This is a genomic window from Vibrio paucivorans, assembly GCF_054053395.1.
In genome coordinates, this window is the sequence record NZ_CM133231.1 from 681,469 (window position 1) to 698,413 (window position 16,945).

14 protein-coding genes are annotated in these 16,945 nt (G+C 47.5%); 3 read left to right on the forward strand and 11 right to left on the reverse strand.

Annotated elements, in window-relative coordinates; all coding sequences use genetic code 11:
* Positions 1–21 precede the first annotated feature (21 nt).
* The gene (locus ACXABW_RS18315) at positions 22–1,176 is read left to right on the forward strand and encodes a BamA/TamA family outer membrane protein (protein WP_457526813.1); all 1,155 of its coding nucleotides are present in this window, start codon (positions 22–24) and stop codon (positions 1,174–1,176) included.
* 83 nt (positions 1,177–1,259) lie between these two features.
* Here ACXABW_RS18315 and ACXABW_RS18320 read toward each other — a convergent pair whose 3' ends face one another.
* Positions 1,260–2,159, reverse strand: a complete 900-nt coding sequence (locus ACXABW_RS18320; RefSeq protein ID WP_457526815.1) for a LysR family transcriptional regulator — start codon at positions 2,157–2,159, stop codon at positions 1,260–1,262.
* Between the two features lie 200 nt (positions 2,160–2,359).
* Here ACXABW_RS18320 and ACXABW_RS18325 point away from each other — a divergent pair, with 200 nt between their 5' ends.
* Positions 2,360–4,381 carry an alkyl/aryl-sulfatase gene (locus ACXABW_RS18325; protein ID WP_457526817.1) on the forward strand — a complete coding sequence of 674 codons (2,022 nt, stop codon included), beginning with the start codon at positions 2,360–2,362 and terminating at the stop codon, positions 4,379–4,381.
* 83 nt (positions 4,382–4,464) lie between these two features.
* Here ACXABW_RS18325 and ACXABW_RS18330 read toward each other — a convergent pair whose 3' ends face one another.
* The 5 genes from ACXABW_RS18330 to ACXABW_RS18350 form a co-directional block, all read right to left on the reverse strand.
* Complete coding sequence (locus ACXABW_RS18330) at positions 4,465–6,648, reverse strand: hypothetical protein (protein WP_457526819.1); 2,184 nt, start codon at positions 6,646–6,648, stop codon at positions 4,465–4,467.
* Positions 6,635–6,790: a hypothetical protein gene (locus tag ACXABW_RS18335; protein WP_457526821.1), complete on the reverse strand. Its 156-nt coding sequence runs from the start codon at positions 6,788–6,790 to the stop codon at positions 6,635–6,637. The genes ACXABW_RS18330 and ACXABW_RS18335 overlap by 14 nt, the downstream gene beginning before the upstream one ends.
* A gap of 313 nt (positions 6,791–7,103) precedes the next feature.
* Positions 7,104–8,237: a glycerate kinase gene (locus ACXABW_RS18340; RefSeq protein ID WP_457526823.1), complete on the reverse strand. Its 1,134-nt coding sequence runs from the start codon at positions 8,235–8,237 to the stop codon at positions 7,104–7,106.
* Between the two features lie 22 nt (positions 8,238–8,259).
* Positions 8,260–9,627 (reverse strand): GntP family permease, encoded by a 1,368-nt coding sequence (locus ACXABW_RS18345; protein ID WP_457526825.1) that lies wholly within the window; start codon positions 9,625–9,627, stop codon positions 8,260–8,262.
* Between the two features lie 179 nt (positions 9,628–9,806).
* The gene (locus tag ACXABW_RS18350) at positions 9,807–10,949 is read right to left on the reverse strand and encodes a sugar diacid recognition domain-containing protein (protein WP_265687581.1); all 1,143 of its coding nucleotides are present in this window, start codon (positions 10,947–10,949) and stop codon (positions 9,807–9,809) included.
* A gap of 303 nt (positions 10,950–11,252) precedes the next feature.
* Here ACXABW_RS18350 and ACXABW_RS18355 point away from each other — a divergent pair, with 303 nt between their 5' ends.
* Positions 11,253–11,993 carry a class I SAM-dependent methyltransferase gene (locus tag ACXABW_RS18355; protein WP_457526828.1) on the forward strand — a complete coding sequence of 247 codons (741 nt, stop codon included), beginning with the start codon at positions 11,253–11,255 and terminating at the stop codon, positions 11,991–11,993.
* A 215-nt stretch (positions 11,994–12,208) separates the two neighbouring features.
* On the opposite strand, the gene ACXABW_RS18360 is transcribed toward ACXABW_RS18355, so the two are convergent.
* The 5 genes from ACXABW_RS18360 to puuE all read right to left on the reverse strand — a co-directional run bounded on the left by ACXABW_RS18360 (position 12,209) and on the right by puuE (position 16,714).
* Entirely contained in the window at positions 12,209–13,486 is a 1,278-nt protein-coding gene (locus ACXABW_RS18360; RefSeq protein WP_457526830.1) for a urate hydroxylase PuuD, read from the reverse strand.
* A gap of 14 nt (positions 13,487–13,500) precedes the next feature.
* Positions 13,501–14,079, reverse strand: coding sequence for an ureidoglycolate lyase (locus tag ACXABW_RS18365; RefSeq protein ID WP_457526832.1), 579 nt, complete (start codon positions 14,077–14,079; stop codon positions 13,501–13,503).
* A gap of 18 nt (positions 14,080–14,097) precedes the next feature.
* On the reverse strand, positions 14,098–15,084 hold the full coding sequence (gene alc, locus ACXABW_RS18370) for an allantoicase (protein ID WP_252031446.1): 987 nt from the start codon (positions 15,082–15,084) through the stop codon (positions 14,098–14,100).
* A 173-nt stretch (positions 15,085–15,257) separates the two neighbouring features.
* Positions 15,258–15,773, reverse strand: a complete 516-nt coding sequence (gene uraD, locus ACXABW_RS18375) for a 2-oxo-4-hydroxy-4-carboxy-5-ureidoimidazoline decarboxylase (protein ID WP_252031449.1) — start codon at positions 15,771–15,773, stop codon at positions 15,258–15,260.
* Between the two features lie 2 nt (positions 15,774–15,775).
* Positions 15,776–16,714, reverse strand: coding sequence for an allantoinase PuuE (gene puuE, locus ACXABW_RS18380; RefSeq protein WP_265687576.1), 939 nt, complete (start codon positions 16,712–16,714; stop codon positions 15,776–15,778).
* Positions 16,715–16,945: the final 231 nt, after the last annotated feature.

Sequence of the window (16,945 nt, forward strand, 5' to 3'; positions counted from 1 at the left end):
CCATGTTTTTAAGGTATATGAATGACTTACTTATCGCGAGTTGCAGCGCTTACCTGCTGCCTTGCTAGCCCAGCTTTTGCCGTCCAACCTCTTTTCGAAACTACGCCTTCTGAGACGACAAAAAAACTGGATGACATCCTAGCGATTTTCGGCGCGGAAGAAGAATACGATCCAAGTAAAGGCATCGATTCTAGCTATATTCCGGCTTTGTTCTACACACCTGAACAAGGCTTTGGTGTTGGCCTGCTGTACGTTGGCCTTTATGGCGACACGCACGGCGGTACAACCCAGCCATCTTCCATGGTAATTAACCCTTATATTTCGACTAATGGGTCTAAAGGGATCACGTTCGAGAATCGTCATTTCTTTGCTGGCGACCAAAACCGCTTTTATGTCGATTTCGAGTTATTCGATGATGCTGGTGTGTACTACGGTGTCGGGCACGATGCAGGCAGCGTTGATGAAAACAAGGTCAACTACTCTGAAAAAATCGCCTTGTTTGAGCCAACCTTGCTAACCAAAGTCGCCGATGATTTCTACTTAGGCCTAGGGGCAAACATCACCTACGCCAAAGCCAGCGATTTTGAATTGGATGACGGCCAAGGCTCGTTAGATAAATCCGCCGATTTAGAAGAGAACACCAGTTACGGCGCAAAAGTAAGTGCGGTTTATGACTCGCGCGACAACGTATTGAACGCCTCTGAAGGTGTGTTATTTGATGTCACCGCTGGTTATTACCACTCTTCCATCACCAACGATTGGTTTGGAAAATACAATTTTGAGCTCGCCAACTACATCGATTTAGGCGAGTTCCCCGGTTTAATTGCGTGGCAGGTTCAGGGGGATTTCACCAGTGGTGATGTACCTTGGAACCGCTTGCCAGATATTGGCGGCTCTCACGGCCTACGCGGGCATGTGGAAGGCCGCTATCGCGATAACCATATGGCAATGGGACAAGTGGAATATCGCTTACCGATTTTCTGGCGTGTAGGCGCGGTGTTCTGGGGCGGTGTCGGCTCTGTCGCACCAGAAGTGAATCAACTGAATGAAGATTTACTCACCAGCGTAGGCGCAGGCCTGCGATTCAAAATCAAAGACAAAGTGAATGTGCGCGCGGATATCGGGATTGGTAACGATGAAACGGCATTCTACTTTCACGTAAACGAAGTCTTCTAGCCAACACTTACGGTTAGGAAGAAATCAAAAAAGCGCAGACCCATTGGCTCTGCGCTTTTTGTTTTTCATCATAGCGGCTGCGATTAAACCGCTGCAAAATAGGACTTCAATTTGCTTCTTAGCCACTTGTTTGAGGGGCTATTTTTCTCGCGGTTGTGCACTAACAAACGGTGCTTCACCGGAATTACAGTGTATGGATGTGGGAACACTTGGATGCCTAATTTGTCTGCAAACAAATTCGCCATGCTCCCCGTCATAGTGGCGATGCAATCTGTGGTTGCAATCATCGACATCTGAGAAAGTAGCGAAGTACATTCGGCTGCGACAATACGCTGTGGCAAGCGTTCTTCCGTAAAGTAATCAGCCAAATACGCGTCTTCTCGGCGCAACTTCAGCGTGACGTGCTTTTCTTGGTAGAACTCCGCTTGAGTGATGCTGCCAGACAATCGCGGGTGATCTTTTCTGGCGATAACACACACGCTGTCTTCAAACAGTTCTTCGGTAAAGAACGACACAGTCGAGTGATTGGAAAACTCAATCGCCAAGTCGGCTTGGTTTTGGGTCAGATCGTCGATTAATTTCTCTTCGTTAGAATGCGTAGGCTGCAGTTCTATCGAGATATTACCTAACGTGTCGTCGGCCTCAATCATAGGCAGCAACATGAGCATGACTGGCTCAGAGGCATACACCACGAATTTACGTGCCTGCGAGGTGTTAAAGCCTTCTAAGCTCTCTAGAGCATTGTTAATTTGTATCAGCGCAGGTTCAACGTGCCGAACAAGCTCTTGGGCATGGTGGGTAGGCGCAATACCGCGACCAGAGCGCACAAACAGCGGGCAGCCGACTTGCTGCTGCAAGCGCTTCAACAGCCCGCTGACTCCAGGCTGGGTCATGCCCATTTCTTCTGCTGCCAACGTAATAGAACTGTGGCGATACACAGTGACAAATACTTTGAGTAAGTTTAAGTCCAGATTTTCTAACACACGGCCTCACTAGGTAGTAGCCAATTTCGACGCTCTAATCATAAAGCTAGAGCCATTCAAACATCACAATCTGTAATTGATGCATCTCACAATAACACATAACAAACTGCTATGTATAAAATACAATCTCATGCATGTATTGCTATGTATTCACCCGCTAAATTAACGGCATACCTAGTTCCCATACCAAGAGGTTCGTTATGAAAGCTCGTTTTACCCCTACTCTATTATCTATTGCTGTGGCTGTTTCGTTCGGTGCATCCGCTAATGATTATGCGTCTATCGACACTTACCAAGGTAAGCCAGCATCGGAGCACACCGTTAGCGCCAATGCCGCTGTAGCCAAAATACTTCCGTGGGAAGACACCACGGCATTTGACCGCACAAAGCGCGGCCTAATCGCAGAGTTTGGCACTCACGAGGCGGGAGAGCTCAAGAATCGCTTTGAATACATGGCAGATATGTCGGTTCAAGATCTACCATCTACCGTCAACCCATCGATTTGGCGTCAAGGCATGCTGAACTACGCAGCTGGCGGTTTGTATGAAGTGACAGACGGTATCTATCAAATCCGTGGCGCAGACTTGTCGAATATGACCATTTACCGCACCGACAATGGCTTCGTGATCCACGATCCACTGCTTTCAAAAGAAGCAGCAGCGGCTTCGTGGGATTTTGCTAAGAAGCATCTTCCTGCTATCAATGGTGAACACAAAATCACTGGCATGATTTACTCGCACATGCACGCCGACCACTTTGGTGGCTCTCGCGGTATCTTTGAATCTGGCGACTTCGACAGCAACGCAAAGATCTACGCACCAAAAGATTTCATTAAAGAACTAGCGGATGAAAACGTTGTTGCGGGCACCGCTATGGGCCGCCGCGCAAACTACCAATACGGCACAACGCTGGATAACAATGCCAAAGGCATCGTAGACAACGCTCTTGGCCTTGGCACTTCAAGAGGTGAAGTGACATTGGTTGCGCCAACCATTGAAATTCAAGAGCGTGAAAAAGTCATTACCATCGATGGGCTAGACTTCCACGCGATCAATATGCCGGGCGCAGAAGCACCAGCGGAAATCGTGCTTTATGTGCCTCAGTACCGCTCACTAAACACGGCAGAGCTGACCTACGATGGTATGCACAACATCTACACTTTCCGCGGCGCCAAAGTACGTGATTCACTGGTTTGGACCAAATACCTCACTGAGCTGAAATTGCGTTATGTCGATAGCGGCCTAGTAGATAACATTCACGCAGCGCACTCTGCACCTGTGTGGAACGAAGCCGATACCGATATCAACGAGATCTCTGAGTACATGACGCTTCAACGCGACAACTACGGTTTCATTCACAACCAAGCGATGCGTTTGGCTAACCACGGTGTCACGATTCATGATGTGGGCAGAGAGATTGAAACCATCATTCCTCAGTCTCAAATCGACACTTGGCACACCAATGGCTACCACGGCTCATACAGCCACAACGCGCGTGCGGTCGTAAACTTGTACTTGGGTTATCACGATATGAACCCAGTCAACACGAATCCATTGCAAACCACTGAAAAGTCGTGTGTTTACGTGAACGCTGCGGGCGCAGATACCCTATACAAAGCGGGTATGGAGCACTTCAACAAAGGCGAATATCAGGAAGCATCTCAACTGTTTAACGATTTAGTACAGTGTGACCCAAACAATATCGACTACCGCTTTGCACTGGCAGACAGCTTTGAGCAGCAAGGCTACCAATCAGAAACCATGGCGTGGCGTAACTCTTACCTACAAGGTGCTGTTGAGCTACGTACTGGCGAGATTCAAGAGTCTATCAAGCTGGCCTCTTCTGATGTAATTGCCAACACTCCGACAGGTATGTTCTTAGACTTTGTCGCGGTGAGCCTAAATGCACCAAAAGCTGAAGCGGCAGAGCTAAACTTCAACTTCGGTGTGTACCACCCGGACATTGAAGAGCGTTACTACGGTGAAGTGTCGAACGCGAACATGTCTAACATTCAAGTTGATGAACTACCAAAAGTGGACTTCGAGCTCATTATTCATAAGTCTGACTTCACTAAAGTGGTACTGGGTGAAACAACGCTAGAAGCCTTGTTCGAATCTGGCCAAGCTGGAATCAATGGCGATGCGGCTCTGCTAGGACAACTGGCTGGCACGCTAGATAAGTTCGACGGTATGTTCGAAATCCTACCTATGCCAACTAAATGAGTAGGCTTTAGCCCTCATTCATTAGGTTGAAAAAGAAAAGCGCAGAACGGAACCGTTCTGCGTTTTGTTTATTAGGGGAAACTCTATTGTGTTACTCCTGCTATCACGGCTGGGTCATCGGTCACTTCTGGCATATCGCCAATGTCAGCATCACCTTGTACTGATGTCGGAACATCGACCGCTGGGTCTTGCAACACAAGTGCACTGCATTCACCGGTTGCGGATTGCATGGTCTGTTCTATCTCAATTGCTTTCACCACATATTGATTGGAAGAACCGAGTAACACACCATCTGCCAGTGAGAACGCTGGGCGGTAGCGAGTCGAGTTTTCGTCCATCGGAATCCCCCACAAATCACCATTACCGCCGTAGTTGATTAGAAAGGTTTGACCGTCATAATCGCCAGCATCACCGCTTCTATCATTGGCTGAAGAGTGCTGGTAACTCACTTGGAGTGGCCTTTCAAAACTGACCACGTCACCATTGCCATCGGCAACCGTAGACAGCTGGTTCCAAGATTGAATACCGGTTTCCCACACGTAGAATTCGGTTACCACACTTGGGTCGTAAATATCGTAAGAGTTACTGACCGAACCAATAATCATCGGCCCACTACGTACCCCCCAGTTATGTGGTGTGTTATCGATATCGCTTTGAGTGAGTGACGACTGGTATTGCACTGCTTCACTGCTCGACACGCTCACCAGAGTCAGCGAATTACTTCCACTTGTGGCAAAGGTGTAAGTGTAAGGCCCGCTGCCTGTTTCGAATGGACTGTTGGTGCCTGAAAACTCACTCAAATCGCTCAGCTCGAAAGTACCAATCGGACAGTTGTCGTGACAGGTTAACGTAACCGAGCCTGATTCAAGTAATTCACCGCTGCCCGTTTCACTGCCGTTAATAAAGGTTTGTTCATAGTAAGTCAGTGCGCTTTGCCCTTCTAAATACTTCACTTCACCACCGAGTTGATCCGAGAACATGTAAAGTGAATCGTAAGAAGCAAGGCTGATTAGACTGGGCGTTTGGGAAGTAATTTCAGGGCCGTTGTTGCCCCATTTAAGCTTACCGGTTTTGTAGAATCCATCGGCACCCACCGAGTCATCGGCAACCGTTAAGTAGTTCACCACCCATTGGTCATAGTCAAAGATATCGTCGTCCCAATAAGAGAAATCGACACCGCGAGCATTGGCTAGAGTGAGTGTTTTGACACTGTTTTTAATCAATCGTCCTGGCGCATTCACGTAGGTGTAAGAGGTTTCAGTACCACCATTATCCGACACAAGGGTATCGCCGTCGGAAATCGCGCCGTCTTGTTCGGTCCATAGCCCCCAATAGCCTATGAAGCCATAGCTGTCATAGTTACCATCGCTGTCACTGTCGTACTTAATCGGAAAGCCGCTGTTTAGCTCGATTTGAGCCCCTGTCGATGCGTTAAACAAATCATAGCGATGCACATAGCTGTCGAACTCGGTTCGGCTTAGGCACGTACCACTGTTCACGCCATTTTTGTATGGCAAACTGCTGAATCCACCATTTACACTTTGCATGAGTACATGAGTCGTATTGAACGCGAGGGCAAAAGACTGCTGACCATTCGAACCTTGGTCGAAGCCTGTCAGGGCAATACCACTCGAACGGTCGCTGGCCATCACTACGCTGGCGCTTTGTTCGTAGGTTTCACTGCCACGCGTACTCGATTCATACAAGGTAAAGCCTATTGAGCCGTCAACGGTATCGACAGTGATCACTTCGCCACCCCCCGCTTGATTACCAGCGCTGAATGAGTCGTAGAAGTCGAAATTGAACGTAAAGCTGCCGAACGGATTAGAGTTACTGGCCCCTTCTGAAATCTCAGCTTTAAATTTGATTGCTTGGTCGTCGTCACCTGCTTCCATTTCAGGTAACCAAACATTCACTATGAGCGGTGAGCTGTCATCCGCGCGGGTAACGTTGCTGATCGCTTTCATATAGCTAACGGCATTGCTCGCCCCAGACGATTGACCCGACGAGCCATCGTCTTCGTCGTCAAAACAGGCTGCTTCATCCGCTAACACAGCATAAGGGCCAGCATTGGCAAACTCGACGCTATTAAACTGAGCGGTAAAACAGAGGATACTATTGACCAATTCAATTGGCTCGAGCGCTTCGTTCCATACATGAGAGCGTACCTCAGCGTTGGAGTAATCGGTGCCAGCATCATTAAAAGCGGCATAGCCTGTCACAGGGAAAAGGAGGCTGATTGCAAGGGTGAGTTTATTCATTTTCATTGGTCACTACCTCCAGTTGTTCGGGTAATTGCAATGAAGAAGTCGACACCGACGAGCTCGAAGCTCCGTCACTATCACTGCATGCGACCATGCCCATTAGGCACAACGCGGCAAGCATCGGTTTGAGTATTCGTACAGTCATAAAGCCTCCTAGCCCTGAGTTCTATATCCATTGACGTCACTGACATCCAATAAAACTGTTGATATCAATTAACCACACTTATTGTGGCTTTATTTAACAGTAGGAAACTCATAACCAAATGGTTTATATGTAAATCGAATAAAAGCCTCACCAAACAACATAAGCAACTACACACCTATGGATAAAATTCAATTTATCAATAAATTAGTTTTAAGCACCGCTGTATCTAGTCCCGCTAATTTTTTGGATAAAAAAAGAGCCGCTTATTAGCGACTCTTTTATGTCCTATACTTAGGGTTTGAGCTCCCCTAAGTTAACGGCTCATGTGCCACAACCTAGCAACGTTTTCTGCTAAGTCAGCCATGTTAAAATCCGCTTCTTTAAATGCGTCTTCCACCGCCATAGGCCTTGGTACAGCTGAAAAAACGCTGTCGATACCGTGTTCGTATACCGCCTGATACCCAGCGCCAGTACAACCTGCCAATGCAATGACTGGAAGATTGTAATTCTTTGCCACTTTTGCGACTCCGACAGGAGTTTTACCAAAAATGGTTTGGCTATCGATGCGGCCTTCGCCAGTGATAACCAAATCGGCATCCGCGACTATACTGGACAAGTTAACCGTATCGAGAACAATCTCGATGCCCGGCTTAAGTTGAGCATTCACAAAGCCAAGCAGTGCAGCTCCCATACCACCCGCGGCTCCAGCTCCAGGAATATTGAGCACCTCAACGCCTGTCGCTTGTTCGGTCAGTTCACCAAACACATGCAGTGCTTGGTCAAGTAGCTCGATATCATCCTGTGTTGCACCTTTTTGGGGGCCAAACACCGCCGTTGCACCACGCTCTCCGCACATCGGGTTGTCAACATCGCACGCCACCAAGATCTCGCAGTCTTTCAATCGAGCATCCAGCTTGCTGGTATCGATAGCCGCAAGCTTGGTTAGGCCGCCGCCGTTGAGTGCAATTGAATCACCATTTTGCTGAGTGAATGTCGCGCCCAACGCCGCTAGCATGCCGACACCTGCATCGTTAGTCGCACTGCCCCCTAAACCGATGATGAGTCGACTCATCCCTTGGTCTAGAGCATGGCGGATCAACTCGCCCGTACCGTAGCTAGTAGTCATTTTAGGGTCACGGTGATGAACGGGCACATGGTGTAAACCACTCGCTGCAGCCATTTCAATCACCGCGGTTTTGTTATCACCCAAGATACCGTAAAACGCTTCTACTGGTTTGTTCTCTGGGCCTTTTACCTGCACATGCACTAGTCGACCTTTGGTTGCATCGATAAGTGATTGAACAGTGCCTTCGCCACCATCCGCGACAGGGACTCTTACAAACTCAGCTGTTGGCCAAACACGTTGCATACCACTTTGGATGGCATCGCTAACTTGCTTGGCGGTTAAACTTTCTTTAAATGAATCAGGGGCGATAACAACTTTCATATCTATTTCCTATTAATTCTGTTTACAGCAATACAAGGCTTAAGATGTAAACCAGCGCCATTGCTGTTACACCCTGAACAAGTGTCGCCATCGTTTGTGCACGATATGCTAAGCCTACCGACATGCGGCTAAACTGAGACACAACCCAGAAGAAGCTGTCGTTTGCATGTGACACTGTCATCGCACCTGCACCAATCGCCATTACTGTTAGAACGCGGCCCATTTCAGAGTCTAGACCTAATTGACCCAACATTGGCGCAACCAGTGCTGAGGTGGTTACCAATGCGACTGTCGAAGAACCCTGAGCAGATTTCAGTGCTGCCGCTACGATAAATGGCATGAAGATACCGACACCCAGTGCTGATAACGTTGTGCCTAAGTAATCCCCCAGTGGTGTTGCTTTTAGAACCGCACCGAAAGCACCACCAGCACCAGTGATCAGTAGAATTGGGGCTGCAGCAGTAATGCCTTGGCTGATTCGCTCACCAAACTCTTCAACTTTGTTGTCGCCTTTAAGCAGACGAACAGACAGGAACAAACCAATGATCAATGCAGTAAGTGGCTGACCTAGGAAAGACAGAATCTCGAATAGTGTTCCATCGCCAAGCGGAAGGCTTGGGAATTTTGCAATTGAGCCGAAACAGATCAGTAAGATTGGCACAAAGATAGGCGCAAATGCTTGGCTTGCCGTTGGTAGCTCACCGTAAGACGCTTTTAGCTCTTTCCAGTCTTGCTTCGCTTCTTGCATTTTGCCGTCTTGCTGCTGCTCTTCGCCGTCTGGTTCAACGTCTTTAAAGCGGTTCGCCCACAACATACCTGCAATCGCTGCTGTAGCGGCAACGAACACACCCACGCCAATGACAAGGCCAAGGTTAGATTCCAAACCTAAGTTACCTGCTGCCGCAATTGGGCCCGGTGTTGGTGGAACGAAGGTATGAGTTGCGTATAGGCCAGTCGCTAATGCCACACTCATTGCAACGCTTGACGTTTTCAAACGGTTCGCCAGAGATTCTTTTAACGAGTTTAGGATTACGAAGCCAGAGTCACAGAACACCGGTACAGAAACGATGTAACCAATGATGCTCATTGTTAGAGTTGGGAATCGCTCACCCAGTACCTTGATGACGGTGTCCGCCATGGTGATAGCAGCGCCGCTCTTTTCTAAGATCACACCAATGATAGTACCTAGTACAATCACAAGCCCGATGTAACCGAGAATGCCACCAAAGCCTGATGCGATGGTTTTAGCAATGCTGTCTGCAGGTAGGCCATACGCGAATGCCGCTAGGAAAGCAGCGACGATCAAGGCCAAGAAAGGATGTAACTTAAATTTGGTGGTTGCGAGGACGATAAAAGCTATCACCCCCAGCAGTATTAGAATAAGACTCATGATAACTCCGTTTATTATACTGTTCGCTCTTAGCCTGCCTGTTCATGGCAAATGTTAAGAGGTCTGTAGGGACGGCGTTATTATTCAGTGAACGTGGTGTTATTCCTTTAGGCAAGTTGACAAATATTGGTGCTGAAACGGCCTTAAATTTATCAACTTGCACAATTTTATGGTTTTAGTTAGATACATTTAAGCGCCAAATAGAGTTGCACCTTATGGTCTAACTTATTGATTTCCAACCCAGTAAACTCATTTATTTTATCCAACCGGTAACGTAGGGTGTTACGGTGAATATGTATTGCCGCACAAGTTTGAGCAAGGTCGCAATCTTGTTCAAAAAATGCTTCTAACGTTTTCAATAACACTCCTTTTGGGTCGTGTTCGATCAATTTCACCAACGGCTGCTTAATTTGGTCAGTTCGCCACACGTCTTGTTTGAGTGAGCTTAGCAACAAAGAAAGCTTCTGCTCTTGGTAAAAGAGGATGGACTCACCACTTCCTTGGCAGCACGCGAGCGTTGCTTGTGCGGTTTCGTAAGAACGCGCTAAGCCCGACAGCCCTTCAAAGTAATCACCCAACGCAATCTGAATCGAAAATTCTCCTGCTTGTTTTACCCTTTGCAAAAGCTTAGTCACGCGCCTTTTTTCTTCCGACTTGCACCAAGATTGCTCGTTCAGCGTCACCGGTTTGAGTACCACAATTTCGTTCATCGATACTGACACTATGCCGACGATGTTGTCTCGCTCCGGGTACTCCAGCAAGTGAACCATCTTCTGCAAGTGTTCTAGCGTTAGGGTTTGCCCTGTTTTTGGGATCACCTTAATTACTGCCGCGATGCGTGGTTGAGCTAAATCGAGGTTGAGCCGCTCCGCGATAGAAAGCAGCTGATTGTCACTCAGTGTCGAACCTTGAATTAGCTGTAGAAGAAGTTCTTCACGGTGGCGCTTGTCCCACTGAATTTGAGCCATCAACGCGGCTTGCTCAACGATCAGCTCGGCGGTCATCTTCATTAACTCACCGAATCGCCGCACCTCTTCTGGTTCACCGGAAATCCCCACCACACCAATCACTGTTTCCTGATAGACAATTGGCAGATTAACGCCCTCTTTTACTCCAATCAGAGTGCTGGCGACGGTCTTGTTGATTTCAATAATACGGTTATCGTGAATCGCCAATAACGCACCTTCATGGGTTCGATGTAAGCGAGAAGGATCGCTGGACCCGATGATCTGGCCATTTTCATCCATCACATTCACTGGGTATTGAATGATCTTAGTGGCGCGTTCAACGATTTGCTTCGCGATGAGGTTGTTGAGCTGCATTAGCTAGTCCTTTACTACTCACTGAGGTGTTGGAACTCGTGTAAGTTCCCAATCCGGCAATTAGCAGCAGAATATACACCTAACCACCATCAATTGCGTAGACCGAGTCGATGCATTTTAACTTGCAAGCTCATTCTCAAACTGACATTTCCTCGTTATCAAATGAGCACCCCCTACTAACTCTATGATACTTAAGGGATGGATTTCGCTCTCTTGTGGTTCAAATGTTGCTTTAGTGGTTCTAATTAACCCTTCGCCCCAATATGCGCTTAGGTATTGGAGCACTAGGTATAGGAGTATTCCATGTTTGCATCACTGCGATTGTTAGAGCCTAGCCAAATTGAACGAGACAACATCGACTATATCGACAGCGACATGTTTAAACTGGTGGCCAACACCATTGAAAAGCACTTCGTAACCGACGAAACGTTACGCGTGCTCGATGTAGGTGGCGGAAGCGGCTACTTTGCCGACAAACTGCTTCATCGCTTTGCTAAGTCACAGGTTACGGTACTCGACCCTGCACTTTCAGTACTCAAACAAAATCGTCCAAACCCGAGAAAACACTTACTGCACAAAACTTTCCAAAGCCTCGATACCTTTCCTGAACAAGATCTGATTCACTTTAACTGGACACTGCAACATTTGGTAAGTAACAGTTATGAAGAATCGTGCGAACTGCAGCTAGACAGTTTACGCAGAGCGTACCGATTGCTCAGGCCTGGCGGTGTTGTCGCTATCTTTGAGAACTGCTATGAGGGACAACCTGTCAGTAATCTACCGGGCCAAATCATCTACGAGTTTACCGCTTCCAAAACACTCGCTCCCCTTGCCAAAATGCTGGGCGCGAATACCGCTGGAGTGGGTGTCGGCTTTCACTCTGAAATGGCTTGGCGACAAATGCTCACTTTGGCAGGCTTTCCACGTATTGTTTCCAGTGATTGCTACTACTATGGCGAAATGCCTAAATGGATGAAGTTCGCGCTACGGCTTAAGCAGCAAAAAGTCACCTTTATCATCGCTCAGAAGCCACTTACCTGTTAAGCAACGCGGTAACATGAGTCCGCGCCTAAACGCAAAAAACCCCGGAACAGGGGCCGGGGGAGCATTACGCTAGTTTTGCATCGGATTCACTGCATTCAGCAATGCTTAAAATCGAGAGATTGTTGCAGCGATAGCGCGATTTGAGGACTCGTGAAATCGCTGCAACTTGCTTACCTTGAAATTGGAGTCAGGCAAGCAAGCCGTGTTGCAAGGGCCTACTGGATAACGGCGCCTTGCTCGACCCAAGTACCGATAAGCGTGCGCTCTTCATCGGTCATTTGAGTTAGGTTACCTAAAGGCATCACTTTAGTTGTTACTGTTTGAGCAACAATCCTAGGCACATTGGCCTTGATTTCTTCAGGTGTATCCAGAATCACGCCAGCTGGTGCTGCAGCAAAGGCCGCGTGCGTTGGCGTCGCTGAGTGACATACCGAGCAGCGCTCTTGAATCACATCATTGATCTTCTGGAATGGGATCATGCTCGTGTCAGCGTGTGCTTCCTGAGCTGGTGCCGATGCAACTTCAGACGATGCTGAGTCAGCTGCAGGTTGTACTTGTTCAACCGCTGGCTTCGCTGCAACCGGTGCCATTGATTTCTTCGCATACGGTGATGTTACGAATGCCAAGGTGATCATACCGAGTGCTGCAACAGGAATAGTCCACGCAAACTTGTTGCTGCCGTGGCGAGTATTGAAGTAGTGGCGAACCAAAATACTGAATACTGCTAGGCCAGCAAGAATCAACCAGTTGTACTCCGACCCGTAAGTGCTTGGGAAGTGGTTACTGATCATAATGAACAGCACTGGCAACGTTAGGTAGTTGTTGTGACGTGAACGCAGCAGACCTTTCGCTGGTAACGCTGGATCAGGTTCGCGGTTTTCTTCAATTGCACTCACAAGGTTACGCTGTGCTGGCATGATGACGCGGAATACGTTACCCACCATGATAGTACCGATGATCGCACCAACGTGAATGTATGCGCCGCGGCCACTGAATACTTGAGCCAAACCGTAAGCTGCGCCTACTAGGCCAACGAATAGCACGATACCAAGTAGCAGAGGCGTTTTACCCAACGGTGAATCACATAGGAAATCGTAGATAAACCAACCTGCAACAAGCGAACCGATACCGATAGCAATAGCGGTTGACGCATCTAGGCCAGAACCTGGTGCAATTAGGTAGATTTCAGCATTTAGGTAGTACACCACACCGAGTAGTAGCACACCCGTGATCCACGTAAAGTACGCTTCCCACTTGAACCAGTGCAGGTGCTCTGGCATTTCTGGCGGTGCCAGTTTGTACTTCTCTAGGTGGTAGATACCACCACCGTGAATTGCCCATAAATCACCGGACAAGCCAGTTTTAGGGTTAACTCGATTAAGGTTGTTTTCCAACCATACAAAATAGAAGGATGCGCCAATCCATGCGATACCTACTATCATGTGAACCCAGCGAATTGCTAAGTTCAGCCATTCAGTCATATGTGGATCCATAATATACTCCTGTATCACAACGCCGCTTCAGCGCGTTGCTCTTCATCCTTGTTTGTTGCTGCATCAACATGGCTGCTTGGGATGTCTTCCAAGTGCAGCGATACTAGATCAGTGTCGAAATAGACTTCATCACAGTTATGTCCCTCACCTGCGCGGTCTACAATCAAGAACTTATCTTGATCGGTCAGCGCAAGAACCGGGTGGTGCCACACCCCTTTGTGGTAGTTCACACCTTGCTTACCGTTGCTTAAAAAAGCACGGCAGTCAGCCAGTGATGGGTTGTCTCCTTTTGGTGCAACAACAATCAAATAAGGTTGTCCAAGCAATGGAACGAACGCTTGTGAACCCAGTGGATGCCTTTCCAGCATCTTGACCGTCAGTGGGTATTCCAGCGGTGTGGCTTGGAAAATACTGATGATCGCGTTTCCACCTTGCTCTTCCACATCGGCCTCAGCCAGTTTGTGGTAGCGTCTTGTCGAACCATTGTTGATCATAAAGTAGTCACTGTTTTCTACTTCAATCACATCACCAAACTCAGCGAAAGCTTGCTTGGTAAGTGGTTCTATTACTAATTTGCGAATTCCATTGCTCATCGTCGTTCCCTCTTCGTATTAATCAGCTTTTGTGCCGAATAAACGTAAGCGGCTGATACCACCATCTGGGAAGATATTCAGACGAACGTGCGTGATTGCACCTAGGTCTTCCACTTCAGAGATGAACTCATGAATGTCGTGCGCTTTCAGCTTCTGTGCTGGAAGCAGTTCACGCCAGAACAAGCTTTGTGTTGCAACTTGGTCATCAGTACCGCCCTTAACGTAAGCCGCTTGAATTGAGCAGCTGTCTGGGAAGTTACCTTTAAAGTGAGCCGTATCGACAACAACGCGATCCACTTTACCTGCGTGACCTAGTGCCACGATAACCCAGTCGTTACCTGGAGTACGACGACGTGCTGTTTCCCAACCGTCACCCATGTTCTCACCGCGGCCAGGGCCAAGGATGTTTGATTTATTACCGTAGTGCTCATCACTACATGCTAGTGCACGACCACCATTCTCAACTGCCGCAAGATCGACTTGTTGCAATGCGTCCATGCTGTCCCAATCAACACTTGGGCGTCCATAAACGCGTAGGCGAGCAACACCGCCATCTGGGTAAATGTTAAGGCGAACGTGTGTGTACACTTTGTCGCTGTCGATTTCACTTAGGTGATGCTTGTCGCCTTCTAGGCTCGTCGATGGGATGATTTCTTCCCATTCTGTTGAGTCTGTTGGTGCGCCTTCTGGGCTGTAACATGCATCTAGAGAAGCAGATGGTGGGAAGTTACCAGTAAAGAATGAAGTATCGATATCTACACCAGCAATTACGCCAGCTAAGCCTAGTTTAACGATGCAGTAGTCGTAACCTTCACCACGCTTACGGCGGCTTTCCCAACCGTCCATCCACTTACCGTTATCATCGTATAGATCATCTTTCCATACTGGCGCTTCACGGCGAAGCAGACGGCTTTTATCAGCGAAGAAGTCATCTGTTGCGAATAGCGCTTCAGCGCCTAGTTTTTCATCAGCGAGGTTTACGTATTGTTCAAAATCTAAGGACATTGCTGTCATCCTATCCAATTAATCAATTAATAATAAAATGAGTACCGACGTGCTGTTCTTTTGCTGTTTACTGTGTTTCAACACTCTTGTTTTCGTATCAGTAGCGTTGGAGGTAAACCAAGGCTTGTGCACGCGCTCGACATACTTTTCCGAAATAGTTGCCGTTTCTCGACTTACATATCTCGAAGACGGAATAAAGCGATCTTGTTGATCTCTTTAATCGCTGTAGCAAACTCAGTTTCACTATCATTGCCTAATCGCATCTCGAACGATTCAAGAATTTGGTAACGATTGGCCCCTTTAACAGCCATGATAAAGGGAAAGTTGAAGCGACTTTTGTAGCTGTTGTTATAAGTGGTAAATTTCGCGAACTCTTCTTCACTACATTGATCAATGCCCGCGCCCGCTTGCTCGGAAGTTGATGCTGCAGTCAGTTCACCGTTAATGGCTGCTCGGCCGGCTAAATCCGGGTGAGCATTGATAAGTGCTAACTGTTTTTCTTGGTTAGCATTAAGCAGAGTCGACGCCATTTTTAGATGTAGATTTTCAATGTGGTCATCTTCTGCGTTTAAGCCTTCTTCAAACACAGCTTCTGCTACCCATGGGCTGTGTTCATACACGTCTGCAAAGTGAGCAACGAATTCGCCACGACTCATCTCGGTTGGTTTACAAAATCTAAATTGAGTCATGCTTATGCTCCCTGCTTCGTGTTAGTTGAATCTTCTTTATAAGGATGGTTTTCGTGCCAGTGCTTAGCAATGTCGATGCGGCGACACAGCCACACATCATCATGCTGTTTTACGTAATCTAGGAATCGGCGTAGTGATGCGATTCGGCCTGGCTTACCAATAAGGCGACAGTGCAATCCGACCGACATCATTTTCGGTGCGGTTTCACCCTCTGCGTATAAGGTATCGAACGTGTCTTTCAGGTATTGGAAGAACTGTTCACCTGAGTTGAAACCTTGAGCGGTCGCGAAACGCATGTCGTTAACATCTAGCGTGTACGGAATCACCAACTGAGGTTTACCCGTTTCAGTGTGCCAGTATGGTAGGTCATCGTCGTACGCATCTGAGTCGTAAAGGAAACCACCTTCTTCTGCCACAATGCGGCGAGTATTTGGACCAGTACGTCCTGTATACCAACCTAATGGGCGCTCACCTGTTACCTGTTTGATGATTTCGATCGCTTTGTACATGTGATCGCGCTCTTGCGATTCGTCCATGTATTGATAATCGATCCAACGGTAACCGTGGCTACAAATTTCGTGGCCCGCTTCCGCCATCGCTTGCGCAACTTCAGGGTAACGCTCTACCGCCATTGCTACTGCAAAGATGGTAAGAGGAATATCGTACTCCTCGAACAAACGCAGAATTCGCCATACACCAGCTCGGCTGCCGTATTCGTAGATGGATTCCATGCTGATATGGCGTTCGCCTTTGATTGGCTGCGCAGCTGGGATCTCTGATAGGAATGCTTCTGACTCATCATCGCCATGTAACAAGCAACGCTCTCCACCTTCTTCATAGTTCAATACGAAAGAGACGGCGACCTTTGCATTGTTCGGCCACTTCGGATGAGGAGGATTTGGCCCATACCCGACAAGATTTCTTGAATAATCCTTATTCATCCAAGTGCTCCTTACTTTCTTCAATTCTATGCACTTTGAATGTGCATACTTAATATCGCTGTTACATTCATTGTATACAATTTTTTATTTTAATGTAAAGATTTTGTTTATTAAACTACATTTTTTCAACATATCGCTATTTTTCAATAACTTAATTACAAGCACACTTCTTAACCCTATCAATTACAGTTCACAATTCCGTAATATTGCACTATTTACAAGTAACATTTT

Excerpts from the sequence above, each read along its gene's own strand:
- ACXABW_RS18315 (WP_457526813.1), top strand. The coding sequence starts at position 22 with ATGACTTACTTATCGCGAGTTGCAGCGCTTACCTGCTGCCTTGCTAGC.
- ACXABW_RS18325 (WP_457526817.1), top strand. The coding sequence starts at position 2,360 with ATGAAAGCTCGTTTTACCCCTACTCTATTATCTATTGCTGTGGCTGTT.
- ACXABW_RS18330 (WP_457526819.1), bottom strand. The coding sequence starts at position 6,648 with ATGAAAATGAATAAACTCACCCTTGCAATCAGCCTCCTTTTCCCTGTG.
- ACXABW_RS18335 (WP_457526821.1), bottom strand. The coding sequence starts at position 6,790 with ATGACTGTACGAATACTCAAACCGATGCTTGCCGCGTTGTGCCTAATG.
- ACXABW_RS18340 (WP_457526823.1), bottom strand. The coding sequence starts at position 8,237 with ATGAAAGTTGTTATCGCCCCTGATTCATTTAAAGAAAGTTTAACCGCC.
- ACXABW_RS18345 (WP_457526825.1), bottom strand. The coding sequence starts at position 9,627 with ATGAGTCTTATTCTAATACTGCTGGGGGTGATAGCTTTTATCGTCCTC.
- ACXABW_RS18350 (WP_265687581.1), bottom strand. The coding sequence starts at position 10,949 with ATGCAGCTCAACAACCTCATCGCGAAGCAAATCGTTGAACGCGCCACT.
- ACXABW_RS18355 (WP_457526828.1), top strand. The coding sequence starts at position 11,253 with ATGTTTGCATCACTGCGATTGTTAGAGCCTAGCCAAATTGAACGAGAC.
- ACXABW_RS18360 (WP_457526830.1), bottom strand. The coding sequence starts at position 13,486 with ATGGATCCACATATGACTGAATGGCTGAACTTAGCAATTCGCTGGGTT.
- ACXABW_RS18365 (WP_457526832.1), bottom strand. The coding sequence starts at position 14,079 with ATGAGCAATGGAATTCGCAAATTAGTAATAGAACCACTTACCAAGCAA.
- alc (WP_252031446.1), bottom strand. The coding sequence starts at position 15,084 with ATGTCCTTAGATTTTGAACAATACGTAAACCTCGCTGATGAAAAACTA.
- uraD (WP_252031449.1), bottom strand. The coding sequence starts at position 15,773 with ATGACTCAATTTAGATTTTGTAAACCAACCGAGATGAGTCGTGGCGAA.
- puuE (WP_265687576.1), bottom strand. The coding sequence starts at position 16,714 with ATGAATAAGGATTATTCAAGAAATCTTGTCGGGTATGGGCCAAATCCT.